The following is a 25290-nucleotide window of genomic DNA, read 5'->3' as shown; positions in this document are numbered from 1 at the left end:
TGATAACAAGGTTCATCAATGGTAATTACAGATAGCTTTTTAGATAACGTATTGAATGATCAACATTTCAATAAAAATTTTTTCGAACAACAAGATAAAATAGCTTCTCTAACTCATTTTTTGCATAGTAAACAAGTTGAGTTTTCTGAGCATTTTAAGGAAGATGCAGTAAGTTTTCTAAAGTCAGTATTGTCTTGGAAGTATCCTGAAAAGGAAATATCTGATGATGTGGTTCAGGATGTATTAAACATGATGTCTAATAGCTCAGAAATGAGCTGTCCCTTCCCTACTCCTAATAATTCAGCTTTTACTTTTATAGACTTATTTGCTGGTATTGGAGGTTTTAGACTGGCATTACAAAATCTTGGTGGAGAATGTGTTTTTTCTAGTGAATGGGATCAGTACTCTAAAAAAACTTATAAAGCAAATTTCGGCAAATTACCATTTGGTGATATTACTTTATCAGAAACTAAAGCTGCAATACCACATTCGTTTGATTTTTTATGTGCAGGCTTCCCTTGCCAAGCATTTTCTATTGCTGGTAAGAGAGGGGGATTCGAAGATACCAGAGGGACGCTTTTCTTTGATGTGGCTGAAATCATAAAAAGACATAAACCCAAAGCATTTTTATTGGAAAATGTTAAGGGGTTAACTAATCACGATAAAGGAAAAACCTTAGACACAATACTTAATGTTTTAAGAGAAGACTTAGGCTACTTTGTTCCTGAACCTCAAATTATAAATGCAAAAGATTTTGGTGTGCCGCAAAATAGAGAAAGGATATTTATAGTTGGTTTTAGAAAAGACCTAAATGTTAATTTATTCAATTATCCTAGGCCTAAAAATATAAAAACTAGTGTTGCTGATATACTTGAAAAGAAAGAGGTTTCTGTTAAATATTATCTTTCAACACAATATTTATCTACGTTGAAGAATCATAAAAAACGACATGAAGATAAGGGAAACGGTTTTGGTTACCAAATTTTAGATAATAATGGAATTGCTAACGCTGTTGTTTGTGGAGGAATGGGACGAGAGCGTAATTTGGTTTTAGATCATAAACTGACCAACTTTATACCTGTGACAAAAATTAAAGGTGTAGTGAATCGTGAGGGGATAAGAAAAATGACCCCTAGAGAGTGGGCTAGATTACAAGGATTTCCAGATGAGTATAAAATTATTGTATCAGATGCACAAGCATATAAACAATTTGGAAACTCAGTAGCTATTCCAGCCGTTCAAGCTATAGCTAAAGAAATATTAGATTTGTTGGGGATAGCATGTCAATAAAAGGAAATATTGGAGAATGGAGTGAAATATATACCCTTCTAAAAGTATTAGGAGATGAAAAACTGTATGCTGGTAATGAATCACTTGAGAAACTTAAAGATCTTGTTTATCCAGTTCTTAAAATTTTAAGAACAGAAAAGAATGATGAATTTGAATACTCAATAGATCAAAATGTTGTATTTATTACAAGTGCAGGTAAACAACTATTAAAACTTCCAGTATCCGATTTTGCTCAAAAAGCACAAAAAACACTTGAAAAAATATTAGAAAATAAAAAACAAAAAAATACCACATTTTCAATTCCTGAAATTGAAAATTTTATGAAACAGATACATTGCAGTTCTATAAAAGCATCATCAAGCCAAAAAACCGATATAACGATAGTTATACATGATGAAAAAACAAAACAACAACCTGTTCTTGGTTTTAGTATAAAATCTCAACTTGGTTCTCCGTCAACTTTATTAAATGCCAGTAAAGCTACAAATTTTAGATTTAAAATTCATGGTTTAAATTTTGATGATATTAGTGTAGTTAATAGCATTCAAAATCCAAATAAAATTATAAATAGAATTTCTAAGATTAAGGAGATTGGTGGGAAGCTAGAATTTGATAAAATAAATAATAGTGTATTTTCAAATAATCTAGTATTAATTGATAGTTCTCTACCATTTATTGTAAGCAATATTCTTATTGATTTTTATGAATTAAACACTTCAAAATTGAAAGAATTAGTTGAGCACTTAGAAGAGCTTAACCCAGTAGGATTTGATACTTCAAATAATCATCGTTTTTATACATATAAAATTAAAAAAATGCTAACAGATATAGCATTAGGACTTACACCTGCAAAAGTATGGACTGGTCAATATGATGCAACTGGTGGTTATTTAGTCGTTAAAGATGACGGAGATATATTATGTTATCATTTATATAATAAAAATGAATTTGAAGAATATTTATTCTCAAATACTAAACTTGAAACAGCAAGTACTAGTAAACATTCTTTTGGAGAAGTATATGAAGATTCTGGATGTTATTATTTGAATCTAAATTTGCAGATAAGATTTTTAAAATAGAATATATTTTAAAGCCTACATTTTTGTAGGCTTTTTTAATGCTATAGAAAATTCTATCTCATTAGCTTTTTTTAGATCTACTTTTCTAAGCTCAGATAATGCAATATTAGTGATCTCTATTGATTGAAGAAATAGTGATTTAATATTATTTATTTGAGCTTCTAAATCACCAATTTTTAATTGGTGGCTTTCTATTTTGTCTTTTAACCTTTGACTTGGGTCTTCTTTTCTATTTTCTAGGTTTTTCTTTATTATTAACCGTTCTTTTAATTTTTCTTTTTCATTATCACATATGTTTCCTTTCAATATTATTTTATCATTTAGATTATTAGATAAATTAGTTTTGTTTTTTGAATCTAGAAATATTTTTATAGCGTTTTTGTTATTGTCCATATTATACACCTCACTAAATACAAAATATCATTAAGTAATTATTTATCAATGAATAATGTTGACTTTGTTTAAAGTTATGTAATTAATATTATTGTGTAGAAGTTAGATTTTACACTTGGGATATATAATAAATAGACTACCAACGATTCTAAAATATAAGTTTTCCATTGCTGCGCTCGGATAAACTTTAATTTTAGGTTGGTAAACTTTAAAAAGTTTAATCAAATAAAAAGAGGGAATAAAAATATAGGAGAAAAGTAAATGACAAAACAAAGATTATATCACTCTAATTTCAATCATCACGGACATCGTAGAGGTAAAGCAAATAGATCTCGTGCTCATAATTTAAGAGCCAAATCGGTTCTTGAAAATTTATATACAGATAAATTAGAAATTAATGACATCTGTGATTTCGATTTAACAAAAAATAATATTTTATATATTACTGATGAAAATGGCAAATTAAAAATATCTGATCCTGATAAAGGAGAAGACTTTTATAATCAAATAACATCTAAACTTGATAAAGAAAAAAAGGAATACTTGGCTAATCTGGAAAGCGCCTTTAGCGACTCCAACAAAGCTGAATTATCTGATAGAAGGGCAAAAGCAAAAGCTGCATTAAAACGTTATAAGGATGGCTCTGATGGTTCAGAATGTGAGTTCTGGCAAAACTTAACGGATAGGCTAGGCAATGATGAAATCGATCCAGAAACAGAAATTTCCAATTTGAAAAATTGTTCTGTCAAAATAAAGCGTTTTAATCAAAAATTAAAACGAATAAAAGAACTATCAGATTACAATCAATTATTAGGTGTTAAAAGTAGAAATACAGAATATACAGTTTTTAGCAAGGAGTTGGTTTATAAGTTCCCTGATGATACAGGGCTGAATGTTAAACCTACTGATTTGGCAAATTTTGTAAATGCCATTAGTAAATCGTTATATCCTGATTTTTCTATTAATTATTTAGTTATTCATTTAGATGAAAATCCAGATAATCCACATGCACATATTGAATACTCTGGAAAAAATAATAAAACTGGAGAGATGGACATTCAGCAACAAGTTTTTTTGAACTTGAAAAGAGTATATAAAAAAGAAAGTAAGGTTTTTCCTTTTGGAAATAAGAAACATTATAATGATTTAACATTTCCAGAAGTTCAAAAATTCGGTGAAGTATATCAAGATTATATTTTTGAAAAGATGAATGTTTTTTTAAAAGAAAGGAAATATGACATAAACCTTGAAAAAAGATCAGCAGCAGAAAAATTAAACGATTTTGAAAAATTCAAAGATAAATTTAGACCGTCACAAAAAAGAGAGTGGACTAGATCTAATAAATTGAAAGAACAAAATAAGGTGGCTGATGAAAAATTAATAGAAACAAACGATAACATAGCTAAAAATAAAACAAAAATAGCAACTCAAAATCTGGTTATAAAAACAAAAAAAGAAGAGGTTGAAAAAATAGATATTGAAATAATTGATAAGAAAAATATTTTAAAGACACTGAATGAAAAAATTAATGATCTGAATAAGAAGTTTGAAGAATTAAAAGAAGCGGTAAAAGATGGTTTAATAAGTGCTTATGAATATGCAGTGAATGATTTAAAACCAAGCCTATTTAATTATTTTAAAAGGCAAAAACAAATTAACGAAATTGATCATAATTTAGGGGAGAGGTTAAAGAATGATGCGGTTGATTTACAACCAACTGAAGAAAAGAAAAATGTCATTATAAACAACAGAAATAAAATGAACTAATAATAGTTCATATTTATTTAAAACTTAATATCATCTAAATTATTTTTTTCAGTTATTAATGTATCGTAGTGAAATTTATAGTATTCTGGTTTTATTTCATTTTTTTTATTTCTCTTTGGGTGTTTATATTCAAATTCGATGTTTATGCCGTTGAATGCTCTTTTTATCTGTCTTATCTTATCGGTTCTATTTAAATTACAGTTAATAGAAAGAACCTTTAATAAATAGTTTAAGTGTAAGTATCCTTTTGGTTTCATCATTGTTATTACTTTTAATTTTGTTGCTTTTGCTTCTCTGCAACTTTTTAACTCTTCGAGCTTTATTTTGTTGAAACCATTATTTTTGTTGTTGATTAAATTAAGGTATTCATCCGATAACTCTAATTCTACGGATTTGTTTAATGAGTTCGTTAATGCGTATTTTGTTGCCTCTTCTTCATTTTCTTCTGTGTTATTTGTTGGATTTAGAAGAGATTTATTTACTATAATAGATTTAAAAAAAGGTGATAAATTTAAATTGTTAATGATAGATTCCAATTTCTCAAAATTAAGTTTAGATCTGGGTAAATATGTATCTCTACTTAATATCCCATTAAGGGTAAATGTTTGCTTTCTTAATCCATTATCTTTATAGAGCATCGTTGATATAGATAGGATCATTAAAAAAACTTTAAAATCAATATTGTTTTTAAAGTTAAAAAATTCATAATGTAATGGGTTATCGTTTTTCATTATTTCGTTTGGTAATGCTAAAAATTGGTTGTTATTCATATTATTTATTCCTTATATTGGTTAATAACTTCGTAAAGAATAAAATAATACTAATATTGACTTAATGTTAAAGTGTTTTATACTTAATTATAATTATTCTTCTTGCTGGAAGTTTAAAATAATTGCTCTCATTAATTTGAGAGCTTTTATTTTTATAAGTATTATTAATACATATTTATTTTTTTTGTCAATACCCCAATCTGTCTTTTATCTATACCCCTAAATGTCTTTATTTATACCCCGAACTGTCATATATATATAACCCTAAGTGTCAGCCTATTAATGAAGACAATATAATTAATGAAGAGATTATCTTAATAAAGAAAAAGAATAATTAAGAGTATATAAAATCGCTACGCTCATAAGCTGATGTTGGAATTTGAGCATAGCGAAAATTTATTTGTATTTCGTGATAATTCTATCTTCAAACACAAAAATATATGGTTATTCGTATTTTACTAGCAAAATATTATTCTAATGTGTAATCTTTTTCTGGAGTTTCAATTCCCCAGAAATTTGTTGCTTTTAATACCTCAGCAAAACGTCCGTCCATTGTGCCATTTTTATAGGCTTGAACTACTTCCTCTTTAAGGTCGAAAAATTCTTTGAAACCATCGGCTTTTTCAATAATATTCTTTGTTTTTTCTATCTTGCTATTTTTTACTTTAAAGTGAATGATTTGACCATTGTTATATAAAGCAGTACAGTTTCTGGAATCGCTTGAAACTATAAATCCTGCAAAATTATCATTTATGAATTTTTTTGCTTTTTTTATTGAAATAGGATCGTTTTTGTCAAAATAATCTAATTTATTATCACTTGATAATCTTGATATACTAACTTTGAAACTGGCTATACGTGCATCATTCTCTCTTATTTGTTTTTGTAGCTTTGAACTTTCTTTAAGATATATTGTAAAATCTAGTTCGTTATTATTGTTAAGTTCTTCAAGTAATAATAATTTTTCATTAATATCTTTTGAATAACCTGATATCTCAGTTATTTTTTCTTTTATTTTTTTGATCTTATCGCTATAGTCTTGTGGTTTTTTATCTATTAGACCGAACATGTTAGGCATTGATGTTAGAAAATCATCATACTTTATAGATGCACTTTTACATTGTAGCCCTCGTCTACCTGAGCATTTAAGCATATGATAATATTTTTTACCTGTTTTTAAAGTTTTATCGTCAGTTTCAAAATAATATTTCTGGCCACAACCAGAACAAAATAATTTTCCTGTAAAGATGTTTATTGAATTTCGCCCTGACGTTTTTATTATTTTTTTTGTTTTAGTCATAGATTGAACTATATCCCAATCATCGTTTGAAATGATTTGAGGATAGTAGTTTTTAAAGGTATCACCAGTTTTTCGAATGTACAGTTCTCCTAATACACAGCGATTTTTTAAAATGTGATTTACTTTTGCTGAACTCCAAAGGTTAGTAAAATTTCTTTGTCTTTTTTTTGCTACTTGCGGAATTTTTTCATAATTTAGAGTTCTAGCTATTTCGTTAAAAGATGTTCCATTTATATACATTTTGAATATTTTTTTTACGATTTCAGCTTTTTTATTTAAAACAAAATTTGTTTCTTTCTTAGTGCCTTTATTGTCGATCCAACCAGGAAAAACCCCAACATATTGTATTTGTTTACCGTCATGTAGTGCGTCTAGTCTAGCGTCAAAACTCTTTAGAATCCGTTCTGATTTTTTTGCACTTTCTTCATTAGCCTGAGCCATCAGCATAGATGAATACATAACGCTCATTAAGTCATTGAGACTCTCTTTTGTGTAAACTCTCTTATCCATCAGCGTTATGACGTTGATATTGGCTCTAAGTATTTTTCTTAATACATCAGATGCATCATCTAAGCTCTGTCGTGAAAGTCGATCAAATTGCTCAACACACAGATAAGCAGTTCCGTCTGTCTCGATAATTCCCATATCTATAGCGTCAAAGAAATCACCTAGTGAGCCTTTTTTGATATGATCGGCATTATACGCTGATAAGCCTAAATCTCTCAATTCAAGGCTATCATTTACGGTATAGCCGTTCTCTTTCGCATACTTTAAAATATCGCCAAGTTGTCGCTTGTAAGAACTACCGCCAGATTGTTGTTCACTGCTAAACCGCACGTATGGGTATATGATTTTTTGCATCACTAGACTCCTAATATTATGCAAATCTTAACATAAATTCTTTCCTGTAAATTATATTAAAAAGCACGGTCAATTTGGCGCCAGCCGACTTGCCCAAAGAGGGCGGGCGTTTCGACTTACCGATTGCGCTGGGGATCTTGGCGGCATCGGATCAAATCCCTATGCAACATATCGCGGCACATGAATTTATTGGCGAGCTGGCGTTAAGTGGAGAGCTGCGCTGCGTAAAGGGGGTACTACCTGCAGCACTGGCGGCCAATCTGGCCGATCGTCAGTTAGTGGTTCCTCACGCTAATGGCGATCAAGTGGCACTGGTGAGTAAGGAGCGACACCGCTCGGCACAATCACTGTTGGAAGTGTGCGCGCACCTGTGTGGTCAGCAAAGTTTGACTTTGTATCAAACACCCAAGCAGCCAACTCGCCAAAGCCATGAACGGGATTTGCAGGATATTATCGGTCAGCAGCAGGGTAAACGTGCGTTAGAGATTGCGGCGGCGGGCAACCACAACTTACTTTTCCTTGGCCCGCCCGGCACAGGAAAAACCATGCTCGCGTCACGTTTGCGCGATTTACTGCCGGAAATGAGTACGGAGGAGGCGATGGAAACCGCCTCGGTGGCTTCTCTGATGCAAAGTGATATCACCGAACACAACTGGAAGCAACGACCGTTTCGCGCGCCGCACCACTCCAGTTCAATGGCGGCGTTAGTCGGCGGTGGATCGATTCCTCGGCCGGGCGAAATTTCCCTGGCGCACAATGGCTTGCTCTTTCTCGATGAAATGCCTGAGTTTGAACGCAAGGTGCTTGACTCGCTACGAGAGCCGTTGGAGTCGGGTGAAATTATTATCTCTCGGGCGCAAGGCAAAACCCGCTTTCCAGCGCGCTTTCAGTTGGTCGGAGCGCTAAACCCGAGTCCAACCGGCTATTACGAAGGGAACCAAGCACGCGCCAATCCGCAGGCAATTCTGCGTTATCTGAGCCGTTTGTCAGGGCCGCTGCTTGATCGCTTCGATATGTCGTTAGAAATCCCCTCCCTTCCCAAAGGGATGCTGGCGGAAGGCGGGGATCGCGGGGAGCCAACTGCGTTGGTCAAACAGCGCGTCAACTTGGCCAGAGAGCGCATGCAACAGCGCAATGGCAAAGTGAATGCACTGTTAGGCAGTCGAGAGATTGAGACCTACTGCCCGCTGGCCAAGGAAGATGCGCAATTTTTAGAAACCGCCCTGCATCGACTCGGGCTCTCTATTCGCGCCTATCATCGTATTATCAAAGTGGCGCGCACCATTGCCGATCTGCAAGGGGCTGAGCAGATAACCCGTCCTCATTTGGCGGAAGCGCTGGGCTATCGGGCGATGGATCGGCTGCTCAGGCAATTGACCGCACAAGCAGTTTAAAAACGGTAGTTGATCCCGACAGAAAGTAGCACATCTTGCGCATCGTAAAAGGCGATGTTCGAACTAGTCTGGTTGTAGCCAGCGAGCGTGATGAACGACCATTGAGGCTGCATGAACAGGTTCTGATATTCATAGGCCAAAAACAGGCTCAATTGCTGATCTTCGCGCGTTTTAGCAAAGACCTGGCTGCTGGCTTGGTAATCTTGCAAGCTATAACCTGCGGTTAAAGCTAAGCGGTGACGATCCATGATGTTAAACCAACTTAGATCGGCGGCGTAGGAGTCATAAGAGGCGGCTTTGCCATCCGCATCGTGCTGGATGTAGGTGAACGCAGGCAGTAAGAAACTGGTTGGGCGCAGCATATACCGGTAATCCACCTTGACGTAATAGCTCTTGCCATCTCTGCGTAAACTGGTATCGCTCACGGTGTCCTTCTCTATCTCTTTGCTTGCATAAGCAAAATCGGCGCTAAGGTTACCGTCGGCGAGATTTTCCAATTTAAAGCGATACACTATGCCATCTTCATCGGTGGTTTGGCGCTGAGTATTAAGCGCATAAGGATCTTGCCACGTTTCACCTGACATCACGGTTGGCAGTAGTGAAACATCAAGCACGATACCCGACGGCAATTGGTGCTTGTAACCCAGTTGTAGCGCCAGTGTGCCGACCGCAACATCTGCGCGAGTGGTGCCCAGATACACTTGATGTTCCAACCCTTGACCGAAGGTGTAGGCGAAGTTGCCCAGAATACCAATCAGCGCTTGGCTTTCGCTTGAAGACGGTGCGCGATAATCGCTGATGCTGGCCTCTGCTTCGGTATTGAAGTTGGATTCACTGGCGCTGTAACCGGTGATGAGTGACAACTCCCCGCTGTAGCCTTGGCTATCCGCTAGTCCTGCCTGTGCTGACTGAGTGGCAACGCCGATGAGGGTTGCCAAAATGAGTTTTCGCATGGTTTATCCTTATGGTTTGCTGTGTTCGCGGGTGAAGGCGCACATTAACTGGTGAAAACTACTCGGACCATTTTTTCACGTGTTCCAAACTGACCCTGGAACAGTATAATCACACGCTGTTTTTTTCTTCACCTGATAGATGGGTTATTGAACATCATTATGTTGGCATATTTGTTACTTTTGATTAACGTTTTTCTGGTTATTCTCAACTCGGCAGTGTGTTCGATCGCAATCTGCCTGATTGCCCTCATCAAAATGGTGTTGCCGACCATCCGTTTAAAATCTCATGCCACGGCGGCCGCCAATCGTATGATGTGGTTATGGGCAACGGTCAATACCCAGCTTTTGTCTCTGTCCAACCGGGTCGAGTGGGATATTCAGGGTGGAGAAGGGTTAAAGAAGGATGGCTGGTACCTACTGATCAGTAATCATCTCAGTTGGACCGACATTGTGGTGCTGTGCAGCGTGTTCAAAGATCGTATTCCAATGCCGAAGTTTTTTCTCAAACAGCAACTGCTGTACGTGCCTTTTATCGGTATGGCTTGTTGGGCTTTGGATATGCCGTTTATGCGTCGTTATTCACGTGAGTATTTGCTCCGCCATCCACACAAGCGCGGGCAAGATTTACAAACCACACGCCGCTCTTGCGCCAAGTTTCAACATTCGCCAACGACCGTGGTTAACTATGTCGAAGGAACGCGTTTTACTGAACAGAAAAAGCGCAGCAGTAAAGCGGGTTACGACTATTTGCTGCAACCGAAATCGGGTGGTATTGCTTATACTTTAGCGGCGATGGGCGAGCAGTTTGATCATATCATCGATGTCACGCTGGCTTATCCGCATAACACCGACAAACCTTTTCGCGATCTGCTGCTTGGGCGAATGCGCAAAATCGTGGTGCGTATCCGTGTCTTACCGGTGAGTGAGCAGGTGATGGGCGACTATTTCAACGATAAACCCTACAAGCGTCAGTTTCAGCAGTGGCTCGGCGATCTTTGGCAGGAAAAAGATGCTGTGCTCAAAGAGATTCACCGAGGTTAAAAAATCGGGGAGCCCATTGGGCTCCCCGATTTTTATCAACCTAGTGATATTATTTCTTCAGCAGGAAGTTGACCAGTTCAATGTACTCATCAACGCTCTTGATGCCTTGCGCCTGAACGAGGTACTTGTTGTTCACCAGTACCGCAGGCACGCCAGATAAGCCGCTATCCTGGAACTGTTTGTCAAAGCGACGCACCATAGAATCCACGGCAAAGCCATTGAAGGCCGCATCAAATGTCTTCTCATCAACACCTTCAATACCTTCATCAAGGAAAATTTGGCGCAGCTCGGCGTCATCTTTTGGCGCTTTGCGCAGGTTGTGAATGCGGTTAAACATCACTGGAACCATTTTATCTTCGACTTTTAGCGCAATCATGGTGGCGTAGGCTTTGCTCATCGAGAACCCCATCGATCCGCCCATAAAAGAGACGTGATTTTTCTGCAATTTTACCCCTTCAGGCAACTGATTTTTCAGTTGCTGGATGATCGGCTCAAAGCTATTGCAGTGTGGGCAGTAGAAAGAAAAGAACTCGGTGACACTGGGTTTCTTCGAGGCTTCGAGATCCAGCACTTTGTAGTGCTCACCTTGTTTAAAATTGGCAGCGTTGGCTGTCAGGCTGAGCATGAGCAGTGAAAAAAATGCGAACAACTTCTTCATCTAATAATTTCTCCGTTAGTTGTAAGGCTGGTTACCATTGCGGCATCAATGAAAGAGGGGGCTCTTCTAAAGCGGCGATTTGTTCTTTAAACGCCAGAACCTGACCTTCCCAGTATTTTGGCTCATTGAACCAAGGAAAGGCGAGGGGAAACGCCGGATCCTGCCATCGTTTTGCCAACCAGGCCATATAATGCACCATTCGTAGACCACGTAAAGGCTCGATAAGTTTCAACTGAGCGTGATTAAAATCGCAAAACTCTTGGTAGCCTTCCAGCAAAATATCCAGTTGCATGGTTTTTTCGTGACGCTCGCCACTGAGTAACATCCATAAATCTTGTACCGCTGGGCCATTTCGCGCATCGTCTAAATCAACGAACATTGGTCCGTCGCGCCAGAGAATATTCCCCGGATGGCAATCGCCGTGCAAGCGGATAATGTCGTTATGAGCTGGCCAGTGATGCTCGATGGCACTGATCAGTCGATCAAGGTCGCTGAAAAAACTATTTTGCAGATGATGTGGGATCATCTTTGATTGCTCAAGAGTGGCACGCGGCTGGTGCAGGTACTCTTGCAGGCCGATGGTTGGACGATGGGCAAAACGTTGTTGGCCGCCCACTTTGTGCATCCGACCCAGAAAACGGCCGACGCCTTCGAGCTGATCGAGGTTGTCCACTTCAAATTGCCGCCCACCCACGCTGGTAAACAGGGCAAATAAGTGTCCTTGATAGTGATGCAAAGTGCGGCCATTGATCACCAAAGGCGGGGCGACCGGAATGTCGTTGTCGAGTAGCTCTAAAGTGAACTGGTGCTCCTCTTCGATCTGTTCGGCGCTCCAGCGCTCTGGACGATAGAATTTCACCACGTAGCGTTTTCGGTCTTCATCGCTGAACTGATACACGCGGTTTTCGTAACTGTTTAACGGCAGAAATCCGGATTCAGCGCGCACACCAATACTTTCTAAGGCGTACCACATAAAGTCAGGGGTTACCGCGGCAAAATTAAACTCACTTTGCGACATAAAAACAAAAAGGCTCATTACTGAGCCTTTTTCCATAATTAAGGGTGAAGTTACAGTTTCTTGATGAAACGGCTTTCTACTTCAATGCTGAAGTCGTTGCTCTTATCGGTCAGTATAAACTGAATTGTCGTAATTGAAGAGCTCAGCTTGTCGGGATTAACCCCTAAACTTAACGGCAGATTCAAAACCTCACCGGGGCTGACGTGAATGGTTTGTTTGCCATACCAGCTCACATCCGACAAGCCTTTCACATCCAGTTGATATTCTTGAGTTTGCTGCGTCTTGTTGATCACTTTCAGCGTGTACGTGTTTTCCACTTCGCCGGAGCTATTGACTTTAAACAGCTGACTGCGGTCACGAATCACACTCAACCCGGCTGGATCCACCGAGGCCACTTGGGCGAAGAACAGCCCGATCATGACTAACAGCACCAGACCATAACCAATCAGTTTCGGGCGCATCACTTTGGTGTGTTTGCCAGAAAGACGATGTTCGGTGGTGTAGCTGATCAGCCCTTTTTCGTAGCCCATTCGCTCCATGGTAGTATCACAAGCGTCGATACAGGCGCCGCAGTTGATGCATTCGTATTGTAAACCGTCACGGATATCAATCCCGGTTGGGCAGACCTGCACACACAAGTCACAGTCGATACAATCACCCAAGCCCAGCTGTTTGGGATCGGCTTTGCGCGAACGAGGTCCGCGTTGCTCACCGCGCTTGGTGTTATAACCGACGATGAAGGTATCTTTGTCAAACATCGCTGATTGGAAGCGGGCGTACGGGCACATGTGAATACACATGATCGAACGCATCCAACCTGCATTACCATAGGTACAGATAGCAAAGAACATCACCCAGAACACCGGGCCGAAGCTGGCGTTGAGGGTAAAGAAGTCCACCACCAAATCACGGATTGGCACAAAATAGCCGACAAAGGTAAATCCGGTCGCCAGAGCGATAGCAAACCAGGCTATGTGTTTGATGGTTTTGCGCAGCACCAAATCGGTGGTTAGCTTGCCGGCATCTTGTTTGCGACGCTTGTTGGCGCTGCCTTCGAGTTTTTCTTCAAACCAGATGTACATAAACGTCCAAACGGTCTGCGGGCAGAGATAACCACACCACACCCGGCCAAGAAAGGTGGTGATAAAGAACAGGCCAAATGCAGCGATCATAAACAGCAGCGCCAGCAAGGTCAGATCTTGTGGGTAGAGTGTGGTGCCAAAGAAGTTAAATTGCTGGTGGCTAAAGTCGAGTAAGATGGCTTGGCGATCGCCATACGAGATCCACGGTACCATCGCAAACAAGACAAGCAAAAACCAACCACCATATCGGCGCAGCTTCTGGTAAGTGCCTTTGCTTTCACGAACGTAAATCCGGTTGCTGGGGTTAAATCTATCGCCATTTCCTTTGTGGGTTTTCGGGTTAAACGTTTTGGGAGTCACATCTTTGATATCGATTTTATCCTGACTCATGGATTGATCCTTCTTAGGCTTTGGCGGCGCAATTTCTGTTTGTTTGCGCTCAGTGACATTGCTGATAGGCCGCCATTCATAGAATTGAACAGGGCTATCTACTATTTTAGTAAATACTGATGAATGACGATTATACAACCAATAACATTTGTATTTCTTTAACGCTATCAACCTTTAACAACAAATTTCAGTACAGTTAACGCAATTTTTCTCTGAACAGCGGGAGAAAATAAAAAAGCGATTCATCGGAATCGCTTTGAGAAAATCAATCAGTGAGAGCTTATTCGATGATGCCACGAGCTCGTAGAATGGCGGTTTTGAAGTCTTCTTCCTGATCTTTTTTCAGCCCAGGAATCATCTCATCTTTGGCGCTGTTGCGCATTTTGAGGTGATAAATCAGCACATCGTCAGAAAGCGTTTCCAATGGCCCTTTAAATCCTGCTTCGCCAGCGAGTTTGACGATAAATTGCAGCAAGTTCATCTCTTGCTCTTTTTGCCACTCCGGTTCGAGTAGTTCAAGCAGCTCTTCAATGCGATGACACTTCATCTCTTTCTCCACAAATTTTATAGGTATTTTGCGTTAAGGTATCAAATTGCAAACAGAAGGCCAAACGGGAATGTGTAGCTTGGCAAAAGAAAAAAGCGCAGCAACTGCTACGCTTTTTAGATTAGGCTGCCTGAATGATTTTAGCCGGAGTTTGCATCAGAGCGGCTTGCTCGACTAAGGTCATACCAAGAGCCATTTTTTTTGCAGTCGGAGCAACGGCAAAACCATTACGACGACGCATTGCACTACGGTTTGTGTGCGAGAACCTGACTGCTGTTGGGCGCATTTTTTACCTAACGGTCAGGCATATCCATTGCCAATCTAATGGCCTGTACATTTATGAGTTGAACTTCAAAACTTGAAGGGTGGCTCTTTCTGGCGTCTGCCAATCCAAATAAATGTGCAGGAATAACGATATGCATGCATATCAGGTATAGATTAGCACCCTTATTAAAATCGATCGATAGGTGCACAATTGATCGCTGGAAAAAATGTCTAACCGATGTGACAAGACAAAGATTGCAGCGACTATCTGTGAGCTGGATACTATTCGCCAGTGGCGATTCGTCAGTACACTGAATGTCTGTTCAAGGAGGTGAATATGTCATTTTTCAAAAAAACGTTGGCCAGTTTTGGTATCGGCAGTGCCAAAGTAGATTCGGTGTTGCAGCAGGATGTGTTGTACGCCGGCCAGCAGGCGGAGCTCAAAATCCATGTCTATGGTGGGGCGAGTGCGCAGGAGATTGACAACATCGATGTAAAGCTTTGCTGCCGCTATATCGCCGAAGTCGCGCAGGACAGTGGCGATCGAGAAAGCCAGGTGTTGCGGCGCGTCGCTCAAACGCATGTGCTGGCCAAGTGGACGTTACCCTATGCGTTTACCATCCAGCCAGGCGAAGAGCGGGTCTTTGATGTGAGCTTGGCGATTCCGTGCAACACGCCGATCACCTTAGGCGATGCGCGTGTTTGGCTGGAAACGGGATTGGATGTGGCGATGGCGTTGGATCCTACAGACAAAGACAGTTTGACCGTGCGACCAGATGCGTTGATGGATGGCATTTTCACTGCGTTGGAAGAGAAGGGGCTGCGCATTCGCCAAGTGGAATGCGAAGCTGCTGAGGGTTTTGAGTTGCCCTTTGTGCAAGAATTTGAGTTTGTTCCAACCGCAGGTCCTTATCACGGGCGTTGGCGTGAGCTGGAAATGGTGGCCTATCGTAAAGAGAATGGGTTGAGTTTGTGGTTTGAAGTGGATCGCCTGCGTGAAGGCGGAAAAGGCATGCTAGCCAGCCTGCTTGGGGCGGGAAAACTGAAACGCGAGTTGACGATTCCCCTTGATGTCAGTGGCCAAGAGGCTGGTGCGCGAGTGGTGCAGTTTTTGGAACAAAGCACGTAAACAAAGCGTCATAATTTTTAGCTTACACGTGTAAGCTAAATGTGCGATACTGACGCGAGATTCAGTCATCTTGTGCGGTGCAGTTTGTTATGTCAGTAAATCAATACAGTGTGCGTGAAGAAGTCGCCAACGCGGTGACGCACGCACTGGGCATGGTGTTTGGGATTGTTGGGCTGGTTTTGTTGTTGCTCAAAGCCGCTGAACACAATGCCGACCCGTTAACCATAACCAGTATGGCCGTTTACGGCGCCAGTATTATTGTGCTGTTTTTGGCCTCGACACTTTATCACGCGATTCCCTCACCGCAGGCCAAACGTTGGCTAAAAACGTTTGATCATAGCGCCATCTATCTGTTGATCGCGGGCAGCTATACGCCTTTTCTGTTGGTGAGTTTACGCACGCCACTGGCGATTGGTTTAATGATCGTCATCTGGTCGATAGCCCTGCTTGGCATCATCATGAAAGTGGCGTTTGTCTACCGCTTTAAGCGCTTTTCTCTCATATCATACCTGCTGATGGGGTGGCTCTCTTTGGTCGTGATTTACCAATTGGCGATCACGTTGGATGTGGGCGGGCTGACGCTCTTAGCTTGTGGTGGGGTTATCTACTCGCTGGGCGTGATTTTCTATGTGGCAAAGCGCATTCCCTTCAATCATGCCATCTGGCACTGTTTTGTCTTGGCTGGATGCGTTTGCCACTTCTTGGCTATTTATCTCTACGTTCAGCCGGTTTAACGGCTTTCTATCTGCACGATATTGGCTTGTAGCTGATACTGAGCATGCGGTGGCAAAGCGATTTTTATCGTTTTGCCTTGCGCTAACTGTTGTGGGCGCAAATAGGTTTCTGCTAAACGCTTGATTGATTGCCAGACGCCGACGTTGTCGTGATAGAGAATTTCTCCATCTAAGTTAGTGATCGTCAGCTCTACGGCGACAGTGATCACCGATTGCGTGCTCTGATTGGCGACGGAGAGCGGAATGAGCAACTCGCCGTCTTGATACTCGGCCGCTCGCAGGATCACATCCACACCAGAGTGCGAGAGTTGCAACACGGGTTTGCCATTACCGGGAGTGATGGTTACGCCGGCCAGCAGCGGTTTACGCAGTGGCATTGGTTGCGGTGTTCTCTCGCTCTGTTCTGGTAGCAGATAGCGCCAAGTAAAATCATCATTCAGTTCGGCTTGCCGCCCATCGGGCAGGGTAATCACTTGCCCGGCATAGCTGGCGCCACTCAGTAGCATCAAGGCCGTTGTCCACAGTTTCATCGCATCTCCTTAACGTCGCCAAAAAGCGGGGAAGAACAGCACCAACAAGGTCAAAATTTCTAAACGTCCCATCAACATACCTAGGCTAAGTAACCACTTGGCAGCATCCGGCAGCGGGGCAAAATTGCCTGTTGGGCCAATCACATTGCCCATTCCCGGGCCGACGTTCGCCACTGCGGTGATTGAGCCCGAAATGCTGGTGACGGGATCCAGCCCCATGGCACTCAACCCCCCTGCGATGGCGATGATAGTAATAAAAAACATCAGACCAAAAGCCACCACGGATCGCACAATGTCGTCATTGACTGGGCGATGGTTGTAGCGCTGCACGAAAATTCCCGAAGGGTGGATGAGTTTCATGATCTGCTTATTGAGCAGCGTCATCGCTATCTGAAAGCGGAAGACTTTAATTCCGCCTGAGGTCGAGCCAGAGCAGGCTCCGGCCATCATCAAAAAGGCAAATAACGTGGTCGGCAGAGCGCCCCACGCGGTGAAATCTTCCAGGCCAAATCCGGTGGTGGTCACCACAGAGACAATATTGAACATTGCCACCCGCAGTGCATCGGCGATGGTATAACCGTCGCGCATAACCAACCAAGTCGCGACCACTAAGCTTGAACCGAGAAACAAAAAGGTAAAGCCTTGCACTTGCGCATCGCGAAACAGCGCGTCTAAACGTCGTTTGCGCAGCGCCGAGACAAACAGCAGAAAAGGCAAGCCGCCCAAAAACATAAACAGGGTTGCAACCCAATGTGCCCCTTTGGAAAAATGGTTCATCGAGCCGTCGGAAGTGGAGTAGCCACCGGTTGATAAGGTGGTGAATGAGTGGTTGATGGCGTCAAACAGGTTCATCCCGGTCAGCAAATAACCCATCAGACAAAGCACAGTGAGGATTAGGTACACCGCCACAATATTTTTGGCCACGGTTTTCGCTCTGGGGCTGCTTTTGTCCGACCAATCGGAAGATTCGGTTTGGAACAACTTCATCCCACCGACGTTGAGCATCGGCAAAACCGCTACCGCCATAACGATAAAGCCCACTCCGCCGAGCCATTGCAAAATCGAACGCCACAATAAGATGCTCGGTGCCATGTTGTCCAAACCACTGAGCACGGTCGAGCCTGTGGTGGTGATGCCGGACATGGTTTCAAAGTAGGCATCGGTAAAGCTGATGTGGTTGATGAACATGAAAGGCAGCGCGGCAAACGCACTGGCAATGGTCCACACCAAACTGGTGATGAGGAACATATCGCGCACGCTGAGTTTAAAGTGCGCGGTGCGGCCGATGCTCAAACAGATAAACGCCGCAATATGCGTAATCACTACCGCTTGGGCGAAATCGAGAAAGCCGCCGGTCGCGGTAAAAAACGCCACTAGCGTCGGAACGTACATGAATAGGGCGATTTTGGACAATACCAGCCCAATCACAAACAGTACGGGACGAAAGTTAACCATACAACAGTCCTAGAGGAAGAATGGGCTCGGTTGGAATAAGGCTTCCACGTCGGGCACGTATTTCTTATCGACCAAGAACATCACCACGTGGTCATCTTGCTCAATCACGGTTCTGTCGTGGGCAATCAGTACTTCTTCACCACGTACGATGGCGCCAATGGTGGTACCCGGTGGCAGTTTGATGTCGCCCACCGCGCGGCCAACCACTTTCGAGGTGTTTTCATCGCCGTGTGCGACCGCTTCAATCGCCTCTGCCGCGCCGCGGCGTAGTGAGGAAACGTTGACGATGTCCGCGCGGCGAACGTGGGTTAACAGGGCTGAAATGGTGGCTTGTTGTGGGGAAATCGCCACGTCAATCACGCCGCCTTGCACGAGATCCACATACGCGCCACGCTGGATCAATACCATCACTTTTTTTGCCCCCATGCGTTTGGCCAGCATGGCAGACATAATGTTGGTTTCGTCTTCGTTGGTTAGGGCGATAAACACGTCCACTTGGTCGATGTTCTCTTCCGTCAGCAGCTCTTGGTCTGCGGCGTCACCGCAGAAAACGATGGTGTTTTCCAGCTCTTCCGACAGTTTTTCGGCGCGCTGCAAGTTGCGCTCAATGAGTTTGACGCTGTAAGTCTGCTCAAGTCTTTTCGCCAAACTGGCGCCGATGTTGCCCCCGCCGACAATCATGATGCGGCGATAGGTTTTCTCCAGCCGTTGCAATTCACTCATTACCGAGCGGATGTGATTGCTCGCCGCAACGAAGAACACCTCGTCGTCGGCTTCAATAATCGTGGTGCCTTGCGGGCGGATCGGTCTGCCTTGGCGGAAAATCGCCGCGACGCGGGTGTCGATGTGCGGCATGTGTTCGCGCAGTGCAGAGAGTGCATTGCCAACCAATGGCCCGCCGTAATAGGCTTTGACCGCCACGAGGCTGACTTTTTCATCGGCAAAACTGACCACTTGCAACGCGCCCGGGTATTGGATCAAACGTTCGATGTAGCTGGTCACCAGCTCTTCTGGTGCAATCAAGTGATCGACCGGAATCGCGCCCGATTTAAAAAGTGCCTCTTTTTCAGCTAAGTATTGCGGAGAGCGAATACGCGCAATGCGGTTCGGGGTGTTGAACAGAGTAAACGCCACCTGACACGCCGCCATGTTGGTTTCGTCGGTGTTGGTCACGGCGACCAGCATGTCGGCATCCTGCGCGCCCGCTTCATGCAGCACATCGGGGTGGCTGGCATGGCCGTTAACCACGCGCAGATCGTATTTGTCCTGCAACTCCCTCAGTCGGTCGCCGTTTTTGTCGACGATGGTGATGTCGTTGTTTTCCCCGACCAGGTTCTCTGCCAGCGTGCCGCCAACTTGGCCAGCACCAAGAATAATGATCTTCATACTCTGTTCTCTTAAATGGGAACAGGCGACTGAGCTGTGCTCAATCGCCTGTTGTGCTTATGCGTGCTTGCGAAGTACCGCGTAGTAGAAGCCGTCCATGTCTTCTTCGCCCGGCAGAATCTGACGCCCTGGCTGCTCAGGATCGGAGCCCACTAACTCGGCATCTTGGGTGCGCTGCAAAAACGCGTTGACCTGCTCGACGTTTTCCATTGGCATGATGGAACAGGTGGCGTAAACCAGCGTACCGCCCGGTTTGAGCTGTGTCCACATTGCATCGAAAATCTCGCTCTGCAGTTGGGCCAAGGCCGCAATATCGTCCTCGCGGCGCAGCCATTTGATGTCGGGGTGACGACGAATCACGCCCGTGGCAGAGCAAGGAGCATCAAGCAAAATGCGGTCAAATTGTTCGCCTTGCCACCACTGCTGTGGGTAGCGTGCATCGCCGCAAATCACCTGCGCTTGCAGATTGAGGCGCTGCAGGTTCTCTGTCACGCGCTTAAGGCGGGTTTCATCGCAGTCGATCGCCACCACTTCTCGCGCGCTTACCTGCTCTAACACATGGGCGGTTTTGCCACCCGGTGCCGCGCAGCAGTCGAGGATCAACTCGCCATCTTGTGGCTGTAGATAACGCAGAGCCAATTGGGCAGCGGCATCTTGGACTGAAACCCAGCCTTCAGCAAACCCGGGTAGAGCGCGCACATCGCAAGGCGCGGCCAATTTTATCGCGTCTTTTGCTTCGCTGTGCGTTGTGCTATCAATGTTTGCATCATTGAGCAGCGCCACATAGGCATCGCGATCGTGGTGCTGTCGATTGACTCGCAGCCACATTGGCGCTTTTTGGTTATTGGCGTCCACAATCTCTTGCCATTGCTGCGGATAGGCTTGTTGTAGTGTTTTCAGCAGCCAGCTTGGGTGGGCGTATTTTCCCGCATTGTGGCTAACGGAAAAGGCATCAAGCTGTTCTTGGTTGCGCTGGTAGTTACGCAGCACCGCGTTAATCAGACCGCGCAGGCGTGGCCCTTTGAGATCCTGCGCACCTTCTACGGTATCCGCTACGGCGGCATGGGCTGGAATGCGCATGTGCCCGAGTTGATACAGGCCAACCAAAATCAGATGATGAAAGACGCGTTGTTTGCCTTTCAGCGGTTTTTCCATCAACTGGCTGGCAATGCTTTCCAAACGAGGAAGATAGCGCAGCGCGCCATAGCAGATCTCTTGCAGCAGCGCGTGGTCACGTGGACGAATTGATTGTTGAGCTTCTGGAAGGGCATTGGACAGCGAGTGGCCTTTGTCGACCACAAGATACAGGACGTTGGCAGCCGCAGCGCGAACATTCATGTTGAGTACCTTAAAGTTAAAGAGGGCGTCTCTGCCCTCGTAAAGTTCTTAGTGAGGCGAATTGCATCGCCCGGAAAATTAAACCAGCACCGAGCCGACTTCAAACCAAGCCGCGCGCGAGTTAAGTACATCCTGCACTGGCATCGCTTTTTTACCCGGGATTTGGATCTGTTCTAAAACCAGTACACCGTTGCCAGTGGAGACGTATATACCGTTTTTGTCTGCTTGCAAAATGGTCCCAGCCGCTTTTGAGCTGGTTTGCTCTGCGACGCGGCTTTGCCACACCTTGATGCTGTTTTCGGCCACGTTAAAGTGGCTGATCGGCCAAGGGTTGAAGGCGCGTACACAGCGTTCAATGTGCGCTGCATCGTCTTGCCAGTTGATGCGTGCTTCTTCTTTGCTGAGTTTTTTCGCGTAGTTAGCAAGCTCGTCGTCTTGTTTTACCGCCACGGCGGTGCCAGAGGCAATTTCGCTCAAACAGTCGAGTAACGCTTTCGGACCCAGTTGCGCCAGTTTGTCGTACATCGAGCTGCTGGTGTCACTCGGTTCAATCGGTAAAGTGGCGACTTTGAGCATGTCACCGGTATCGAGGCCGATGTCCATCTGCATGATGGTTACGCCTGTTTCGGCATCACCCGCCCAGATAGAACGCTGAATCGGCGCAGCGCCACGCCAACGTGGCAAGATAGAACCGTGTACGTTAATGCAACCGAGTTTAGGCGTGTCCAATACCGCTTGCGGCAGTAACATCCCATAAGCCACCACCACCATGAGATCGGCATTTAAGTCGGCAAGCGCTTGCTTGGCTTCAGCCGATTTAAAGTTTTCCGGTTGATACACTGGAATGTTGTGCTCTAGGGCTAACTCTTTGACTGGCGGCGCGGCCAGTTTTTTACCCCGGCCCGCGGGGCGATCGGGGTTAGTGTACACCGCAATAATGTCGTGCTCCGAAGACAACAACGCCGCCAAATGACGGGCGGCGAAATCCGGAGTCCCTGCAAAGACAATACGTAAAGACTGGCTCAAGGCTGACTTCCTTCTAAATTAAAAATGGTCGTATTAGGCGTTTTTTTCGTTGTAGCGTTTAATTTTCGCTAATTTGTCCTGAATACGTTTGCGCTTAAGCGGCGAGAGGTAATCGACAAATAACTTACCTTGAAGATGGTCGAGCTCGTGTTGAATACAGATCGCCAATAAATCATCGGCCTCAAGCGTGAATGGGGTGCCATCACGATCCAGCGCCTTGACGGTGACTTCTGCCGCACGAGGTACCAATGCGCGCGCGCCGGGAACCGACAAACAGCCTTCTTCAATGCCGTCTTCGCCGCGTTTTTCTAAAATTTCTGGATTGATCAGCACCATCGGCTGATCACGGTTTTCGGAGATATCAATCACCACGATACGCTGGTGGATATCCACCTGTGTTGCAGCAAGGCCGATGCCCTCTTCGTCGTACATGGTTTCGATCATGTCGTCGACGATTTTCTGAATTTCAGGGGTCACGGTTTCGACCGGTTTTGCAACGGTGCGCAGGCGATCATCCGGGAATGTTAATACTTGCAATACAGACATATACACTCAAAATGTTGAAGCGTGCCGAAACAGCACAAACCTAGTTGGCTCAATTCTAGACATTTTATAGCCTAAATGACAGCATCCTGACACCAATTTCCGCGTGTTACTCCCGTTCTTGGAGTAGGGAACTTAATCATGAAGCTAGCCATTAAAGCGCTGTCGCGCGCCATATTATTGCCTCTGTTTTGTACCGCTACGTTAATGGCTCAGGCCGAAACGGTGCCTTTGGCGATTAAAGCGGATGCACCGAAAACCTATGTGGTGGTGAAGGGCGATACCTTGTGGGATATTTCCGCGCTCTACTTAGACAGCCCTTGGTTGTGGCCACGTTTATGGCAGATTAACCCGGAGATTGAGAACCCTCACCTGATCTATCCGGGCGATAAGTTGTCGCTGGTGTGGAAAAATGGTCAGCCGATGCTGAGTTTAAAACCCGTGGTCACCTTGAGCCCCAAAGCGCGCATTACCGAGAAGAAAGCTCTGCCGGTTGTGGTGGAAAGCTTAGTGCTCCCTTATCTCCAATCGGATCGCTTATTAGAAAAGGAAAAGCTCGCCACGGTCGCTCGAGTGATGGGCACCAGTGAGGGGCATCAATATCTCGCAAAAGAAGAGAGCTTGTTTATCAGCGGCCAACACAGTGAAAAGCAGTGGGCCATCTACCGTGTGGTGGCCGAGTTTACCCGTGACGATCAATCATCGCCAGTGGTTGCGCTGCGTGTGGTCGCAGAAGGGAAGCTTCGTCAAAGTGCTGAAGACTATTCGAGTCTTGAAGTGACAGCCCTTCGCCAAGAAGTCTTGCTGAATGACATTGCTTTGCCCGTCTCAGAAACTCAGCTCAATACCCTTTCTGCAACCTTTTATCCTTCTCCGGCACCGCAAGGGTTAGCGGTGAAAATGCTTGGCAATATTGATGGCATTGATTACAGCGCGCCAAATCAGGTGGTAATTTTGGATAAAGGTTCGGCGGACAATCTGCGTCAAGGGCATATGTTTGAGTTGTATAACTCCTCGGCTGAGGTGTATCGCCGAGATGATGCCTTTAGCTATGAATCCGGTTCGGCTGACGAAGCCATCACCTTGCCACAAACGCGCGTTGGCGAACTGATGGTGATCCGCCCTTACGACTATTTTAGTCTTGCTTTGATTACTCGCAGCAATAAACCGATCACCCGAGACATTATCGTTGTGCCGCCCAAAGCTCATCAACCGCGTCCCTCTGCTCAGGAGCCGTAATGTCAGAGCAAGAACTGATCGCTTGGTTAAGCTTAAGTTTTACGCCGCAGATCGGGGTAAAACGATTAGCCAAATTACTCAGTATTGATTCTCCGCTCAATATTCTCGCCTACTCAGATAATGCATTGCTCAATTTGGGGTTTTCTGCCGTTCAACTCGCCTATCTGCGGCAAGAGGCTCGCCGCGATGTGGAAGCGTCACTGACTTGGCAACTGCAACAAGGTCATCACATTCTCACCTTAGTCGATGACGATTATCCGCCACTGCTTAAAGAAGCTGGAGCCGCGCCGCCTTATCTGTTTGTTAAAGGGGAGGTGGGCGCACTGAGCAAGCCGCAACTTGCGATGGTTGGTAGTCGCAATGCCAGTCTAGAAGGGCTACAGCATGCTCGGCAGTTTGCGGAGTTTTTAGTTCAACAGGGGCTTGCGGTGACCAGTGGTTTAGCGCTGGGTATTGATGGCCACGCTCACGATGGCGCACTCAATGCAGGTGGTGACACCATCGCCGTGCTAGGCTCAGGGCTCGAACACATTTATCCCGCTCGCCATCGCAAGTTGGCGCAACGAATCGCCGAGCAAGGTGCGCTGGTGTCTGAGTTTCGCCCTGATGCTAAACCCCGTGCGGAGAACTTCCCTCGCCGTAATCGTATTATCAGTGGCTTGGCGCTGGGGGTGTTGGTTGTGGAAGCGGCTGAAAAAAGCGGCTCACTCATCACCGCTCGTTATGCGGCAGAGCAAGGGCGAGAAGTCTTTGCTCTGCCTTGTTCGATTTCTTCGGTGAATGGCCGAGGTGGCAATCAACTGATCAAAAACGGGGCGTGCTTAGTCTCTGAGCCCAATGACATCTTGCGTGAAATACAATCGTTACTGGATTGGTCTTATCAGCAGCAAACGGGAGATTTATTTTCTCCACTTAATACCGAAGAACAATTGCCATTTTCTGAGCTGTTAGCTAACGTAGGAAGTGAGGCGACACCAGTTGATATTCTGGCAAACAGGACCAATATACCTGTGCAAGAAGTCATGATGCAGCTCCTAGAGCTTGAGCTTTCAGGACATGTTGTTGCAATTAACGGTGGCTATATTCGAAGGGGGAGGGGCTAG

22 protein-coding genes and 1 pseudogene are annotated in these 25290 nt (G+C 44.3%); 9 read left to right on the top strand and 14 right to left on the bottom strand.

Translation table 11 applies throughout. The features are described 5' to 3' along the window. The first annotated feature begins 18 nt into the window (after positions 1-18). Positions 19-1290, top strand: coding sequence for a DNA cytosine methyltransferase (locus I3X05_RS16615; RefSeq protein WP_337970869.1), 1272 nt, complete (start codon positions 19-21; stop codon positions 1288-1290). Then, a complete protein-coding gene (locus tag I3X05_RS16610) occupies positions 1281-2369 on the top strand; it encodes an HpaII family restriction endonuclease (protein ID WP_337970868.1) in 1089 nt (362 codons plus the stop codon). The genes I3X05_RS16615 and I3X05_RS16610 overlap by 10 nt, the downstream gene beginning before the upstream one ends. A 15-nt stretch (positions 2370-2384) precedes the next feature. Here I3X05_RS16610 and I3X05_RS16605 read toward each other — a convergent pair whose 3' ends face one another. Then, the gene (locus I3X05_RS16605; protein WP_148510669.1) at positions 2385-2762 is read right to left on the bottom strand and encodes a hypothetical protein; all 378 of its coding nucleotides are present in this window, start codon (positions 2760-2762) and stop codon (positions 2385-2387) included. A gap of 261 nt (positions 2763-3023) precedes the next feature. On the opposite strand from I3X05_RS16605, the gene I3X05_RS16600 reads away from it, so the two are divergent. After that, positions 3024-4529, top strand: coding sequence for a hypothetical protein (locus tag I3X05_RS16600; protein ID WP_337970867.1), 1506 nt, complete (start codon positions 3024-3026; stop codon positions 4527-4529). A gap of 17 nt (positions 4530-4546) precedes the next feature. Here I3X05_RS16600 and I3X05_RS16595 read toward each other — a convergent pair whose 3' ends face one another. Together I3X05_RS16595 and I3X05_RS16590 are read right to left on the bottom strand one after the other, a co-directional pair. Further along, complete coding sequence (locus I3X05_RS16595) at positions 4547-5299, bottom strand: hypothetical protein (RefSeq protein ID WP_337970866.1); 753 nt, start codon at positions 5297-5299, stop codon at positions 4547-4549. 469 nt (positions 5300-5768) lie between these two features. Next, a complete protein-coding gene (locus I3X05_RS16590; protein WP_337970865.1) occupies positions 5769-7460 on the bottom strand; it encodes a recombinase family protein in 1692 nt (563 codons plus the stop codon). Between the two features lie 65 nt (positions 7461-7525). On the opposite strand from I3X05_RS16590, the pseudogene I3X05_RS16585 reads away from it, so the two are divergent. Then, positions 7526-8854, top strand: a pseudogene (locus I3X05_RS16585) (YifB family Mg chelatase-like AAA ATPase); the annotation flags it as partial. On the opposite strand, the gene I3X05_RS16580 reads toward I3X05_RS16585, so the two are convergent. Beyond that, positions 8851-9807, bottom strand: a complete 957-nt coding sequence (locus tag I3X05_RS16580) for a DUF2860 domain-containing protein (protein ID WP_193167740.1) — start codon at positions 9805-9807, stop codon at positions 8851-8853. The pseudogene I3X05_RS16585 and the gene I3X05_RS16580 sit on opposite strands and share 4 nt — an antisense overlap. 159 nt (positions 9808-9966) lie before the next feature. Between I3X05_RS16580 and I3X05_RS16575 the strand changes: the two genes are divergently transcribed. Then, positions 9967-10848, top strand: a complete 882-nt coding sequence (locus I3X05_RS16575; RefSeq protein WP_193157881.1) for an acyltransferase — start codon at positions 9967-9969, stop codon at positions 10846-10848. A 49-nt stretch (positions 10849-10897) separates the two neighbouring features. Here the strand turns inward: I3X05_RS16575 and I3X05_RS16570 are convergent, their stop codons facing one another. The 4 genes from I3X05_RS16570 to I3X05_RS16555 all read right to left on the bottom strand — a co-directional run bounded on the left by I3X05_RS16570 (position 10898) and on the right by I3X05_RS16555 (position 14543). Then, positions 10898-11506, bottom strand: coding sequence for a thiol:disulfide interchange protein DsbA/DsbL (locus I3X05_RS16570; protein WP_193157880.1), 609 nt, complete (start codon positions 11504-11506; stop codon positions 10898-10900). 31 nt (positions 11507-11537) lie between these two features. After that, positions 11538-12524, bottom strand: a complete 987-nt coding sequence (locus tag I3X05_RS16565) for a serine/threonine protein kinase (RefSeq protein ID WP_045569081.1) — start codon at positions 12522-12524, stop codon at positions 11538-11540. A gap of 50 nt (positions 12525-12574) precedes the next feature. Next, a complete protein-coding gene (gene ccoG, locus I3X05_RS16560; protein ID WP_193157879.1) occupies positions 12575-13996 on the bottom strand; it encodes a cytochrome c oxidase accessory protein CcoG in 1422 nt (473 codons plus the stop codon). Between the two features lie 280 nt (positions 13997-14276). Then, positions 14277-14543 (bottom strand): YihD family protein, encoded by a 267-nt coding sequence (locus I3X05_RS16555; protein WP_039422426.1) that lies wholly within the window; start codon positions 14541-14543, stop codon positions 14277-14279. A 601-nt stretch (positions 14544-15144) separates the two neighbouring features. On the opposite strand from I3X05_RS16555, the gene I3X05_RS16550 reads away from it, so the two are divergent. Then, positions 15145-15936: a sporulation protein gene (locus I3X05_RS16550; RefSeq protein WP_045569045.1), complete on the top strand. Its 792-nt coding sequence runs from the start codon at positions 15145-15147 to the stop codon at positions 15934-15936. An 89-nt stretch (positions 15937-16025) separates the two neighbouring features. Further along, positions 16026-16670, top strand: a complete 645-nt coding sequence (gene trhA, locus I3X05_RS16545; RefSeq protein WP_045569044.1) for a PAQR family membrane homeostasis protein TrhA — start codon at positions 16026-16028, stop codon at positions 16668-16670. Here trhA and I3X05_RS16540 read toward each other — a convergent pair. The 6 genes from I3X05_RS16540 to def form a co-directional block, all read right to left on the bottom strand. Beyond that, entirely contained in the window at positions 16667-17200 is a 534-nt protein-coding gene (locus tag I3X05_RS16540) for a DUF3157 family protein (RefSeq protein ID WP_045569043.1), read from the bottom strand. The genes trhA and I3X05_RS16540 overlap by 4 nt on opposite strands. Before the next feature lie 9 nt (positions 17201-17209). Then, positions 17210-18655, bottom strand: a complete 1446-nt coding sequence (locus tag I3X05_RS16535) for a TrkH family potassium uptake protein (protein WP_045569042.1) — start codon at positions 18653-18655, stop codon at positions 17210-17212. A 9-nt stretch (positions 18656-18664) separates the two neighbouring features. Further along, positions 18665-20041, bottom strand: coding sequence for a Trk system potassium transporter TrkA (gene trkA, locus I3X05_RS16530; RefSeq protein WP_039435980.1), 1377 nt, complete (start codon positions 20039-20041; stop codon positions 18665-18667). A gap of 57 nt (positions 20042-20098) precedes the next feature. Further along, positions 20099-21379 (bottom strand): 16S rRNA (cytosine(967)-C(5))-methyltransferase RsmB, encoded by a 1281-nt coding sequence (rsmB, locus tag I3X05_RS16525; protein WP_193157878.1) that lies wholly within the window; start codon positions 21377-21379, stop codon positions 20099-20101. A gap of 78 nt (positions 21380-21457) precedes the next feature. Further along, the gene (fmt, locus tag I3X05_RS16520) at positions 21458-22405 is read right to left on the bottom strand and encodes a methionyl-tRNA formyltransferase (protein WP_045569041.1); all 948 of its coding nucleotides are present in this window, start codon (positions 22403-22405) and stop codon (positions 21458-21460) included. Between the two features lie 33 nt (positions 22406-22438). After that, complete coding sequence (gene def / locus I3X05_RS16515; RefSeq protein ID WP_045569040.1) at positions 22439-22951, bottom strand: peptide deformylase; 513 nt, start codon at positions 22949-22951, stop codon at positions 22439-22441. A gap of 138 nt (positions 22952-23089) precedes the next feature. On the opposite strand from def, the gene I3X05_RS16510 reads away from it, so the two are divergent. Together I3X05_RS16510 and dprA are read left to right on the top strand one after the other, a co-directional pair. Further along, positions 23090-24187: a LysM peptidoglycan-binding domain-containing protein gene (locus I3X05_RS16510; RefSeq protein ID WP_045569039.1), complete on the top strand. Its 1098-nt coding sequence runs from the start codon at positions 23090-23092 to the stop codon at positions 24185-24187. Then, positions 24187-25290 carry a DNA-processing protein DprA gene (gene dprA, locus I3X05_RS16505; protein WP_045569038.1) on the top strand — a complete coding sequence of 368 codons (1104 nt, stop codon included), beginning with the start codon at positions 24187-24189 and terminating at the stop codon, positions 25288-25290. Before I3X05_RS16510 ends, dprA begins: the two co-directional genes overlap by 1 nt.

This window comes from Vibrio navarrensis, from assembly GCF_015767675.1.
Lineage (GTDB): Bacteria > Pseudomonadota > Gammaproteobacteria > Enterobacterales > Vibrionaceae > Vibrio.
The sequence above is the reverse complement of the archived record's forward strand: the minus strand, read 5'-3'. Positions and strand labels throughout refer to the sequence as shown.

Excerpts from the sequence above, each read along its gene's own strand:
- I3X05_RS16615 (WP_337970869.1), top strand. The coding sequence starts at position 19 with ATGGTAATTACAGATAGCTTTTTAGATAACGTATTGAATGATCAACAT.
- I3X05_RS16610 (WP_337970868.1), top strand. The coding sequence starts at position 1,281 with ATGTCAATAAAAGGAAATATTGGAGAATGGAGTGAAATATATACCCTT.
- I3X05_RS16605 (WP_148510669.1), bottom strand. The coding sequence starts at position 2,762 with ATGGACAATAACAAAAACGCTATAAAAATATTTCTAGATTCAAAAAAC.
- I3X05_RS16600 (WP_337970867.1), top strand. The coding sequence starts at position 3,024 with ATGACAAAACAAAGATTATATCACTCTAATTTCAATCATCACGGACAT.
- I3X05_RS16595 (WP_337970866.1), bottom strand. The coding sequence starts at position 5,299 with ATGAATAACAACCAATTTTTAGCATTACCAAACGAAATAATGAAAAAC.
- I3X05_RS16590 (WP_337970865.1), bottom strand. The coding sequence starts at position 7,460 with ATGCAAAAAATCATATACCCATACGTGCGGTTTAGCAGTGAACAACAA.
- I3X05_RS16580 (WP_193167740.1), bottom strand. The coding sequence starts at position 9,807 with ATGCGAAAACTCATTTTGGCAACCCTCATCGGCGTTGCCACTCAGTCA.
- I3X05_RS16575 (WP_193157881.1), top strand. The coding sequence starts at position 9,967 with ATGTTGGCATATTTGTTACTTTTGATTAACGTTTTTCTGGTTATTCTC.
- I3X05_RS16570 (WP_193157880.1), bottom strand. The coding sequence starts at position 11,506 with ATGAAGAAGTTGTTCGCATTTTTTTCACTGCTCATGCTCAGCCTGACA.
- I3X05_RS16565 (WP_045569081.1), bottom strand. The coding sequence starts at position 12,524 with ATGTCGCAAAGTGAGTTTAATTTTGCCGCGGTAACCCCTGACTTTATG.
- ccoG (WP_193157879.1), bottom strand. The coding sequence starts at position 13,996 with ATGAGTCAGGATAAAATCGATATCAAAGATGTGACTCCCAAAACGTTT.
- I3X05_RS16555 (WP_039422426.1), bottom strand. The coding sequence starts at position 14,543 with ATGAAGTGTCATCGCATTGAAGAGCTGCTTGAACTACTCGAACCGGAG.
- I3X05_RS16550 (WP_045569045.1), top strand. The coding sequence starts at position 15,145 with ATGTCATTTTTCAAAAAAACGTTGGCCAGTTTTGGTATCGGCAGTGCC.
- trhA (WP_045569044.1), top strand. The coding sequence starts at position 16,026 with ATGTCAGTAAATCAATACAGTGTGCGTGAAGAAGTCGCCAACGCGGTG.
- I3X05_RS16540 (WP_045569043.1), bottom strand. The coding sequence starts at position 17,200 with ATGAAACTGTGGACAACGGCCTTGATGCTACTGAGTGGCGCCAGCTAT.
- I3X05_RS16535 (WP_045569042.1), bottom strand. The coding sequence starts at position 18,655 with ATGGTTAACTTTCGTCCCGTACTGTTTGTGATTGGGCTGGTATTGTCC.
- trkA (WP_039435980.1), bottom strand. The coding sequence starts at position 20,041 with ATGAAGATCATTATTCTTGGTGCTGGCCAAGTTGGCGGCACGCTGGCA.
- rsmB (WP_193157878.1), bottom strand. The coding sequence starts at position 21,379 with ATGAATGTTCGCGCTGCGGCTGCCAACGTCCTGTATCTTGTGGTCGAC.
- def (WP_045569040.1), bottom strand. The coding sequence starts at position 22,951 with ATGTCTGTATTGCAAGTATTAACATTCCCGGATGATCGCCTGCGCACC.
- I3X05_RS16510 (WP_045569039.1), top strand. The coding sequence starts at position 23,090 with ATGAAGCTAGCCATTAAAGCGCTGTCGCGCGCCATATTATTGCCTCTG.
- dprA (WP_045569038.1), top strand. The coding sequence starts at position 24,187 with ATGTCAGAGCAAGAACTGATCGCTTGGTTAAGCTTAAGTTTTACGCCG.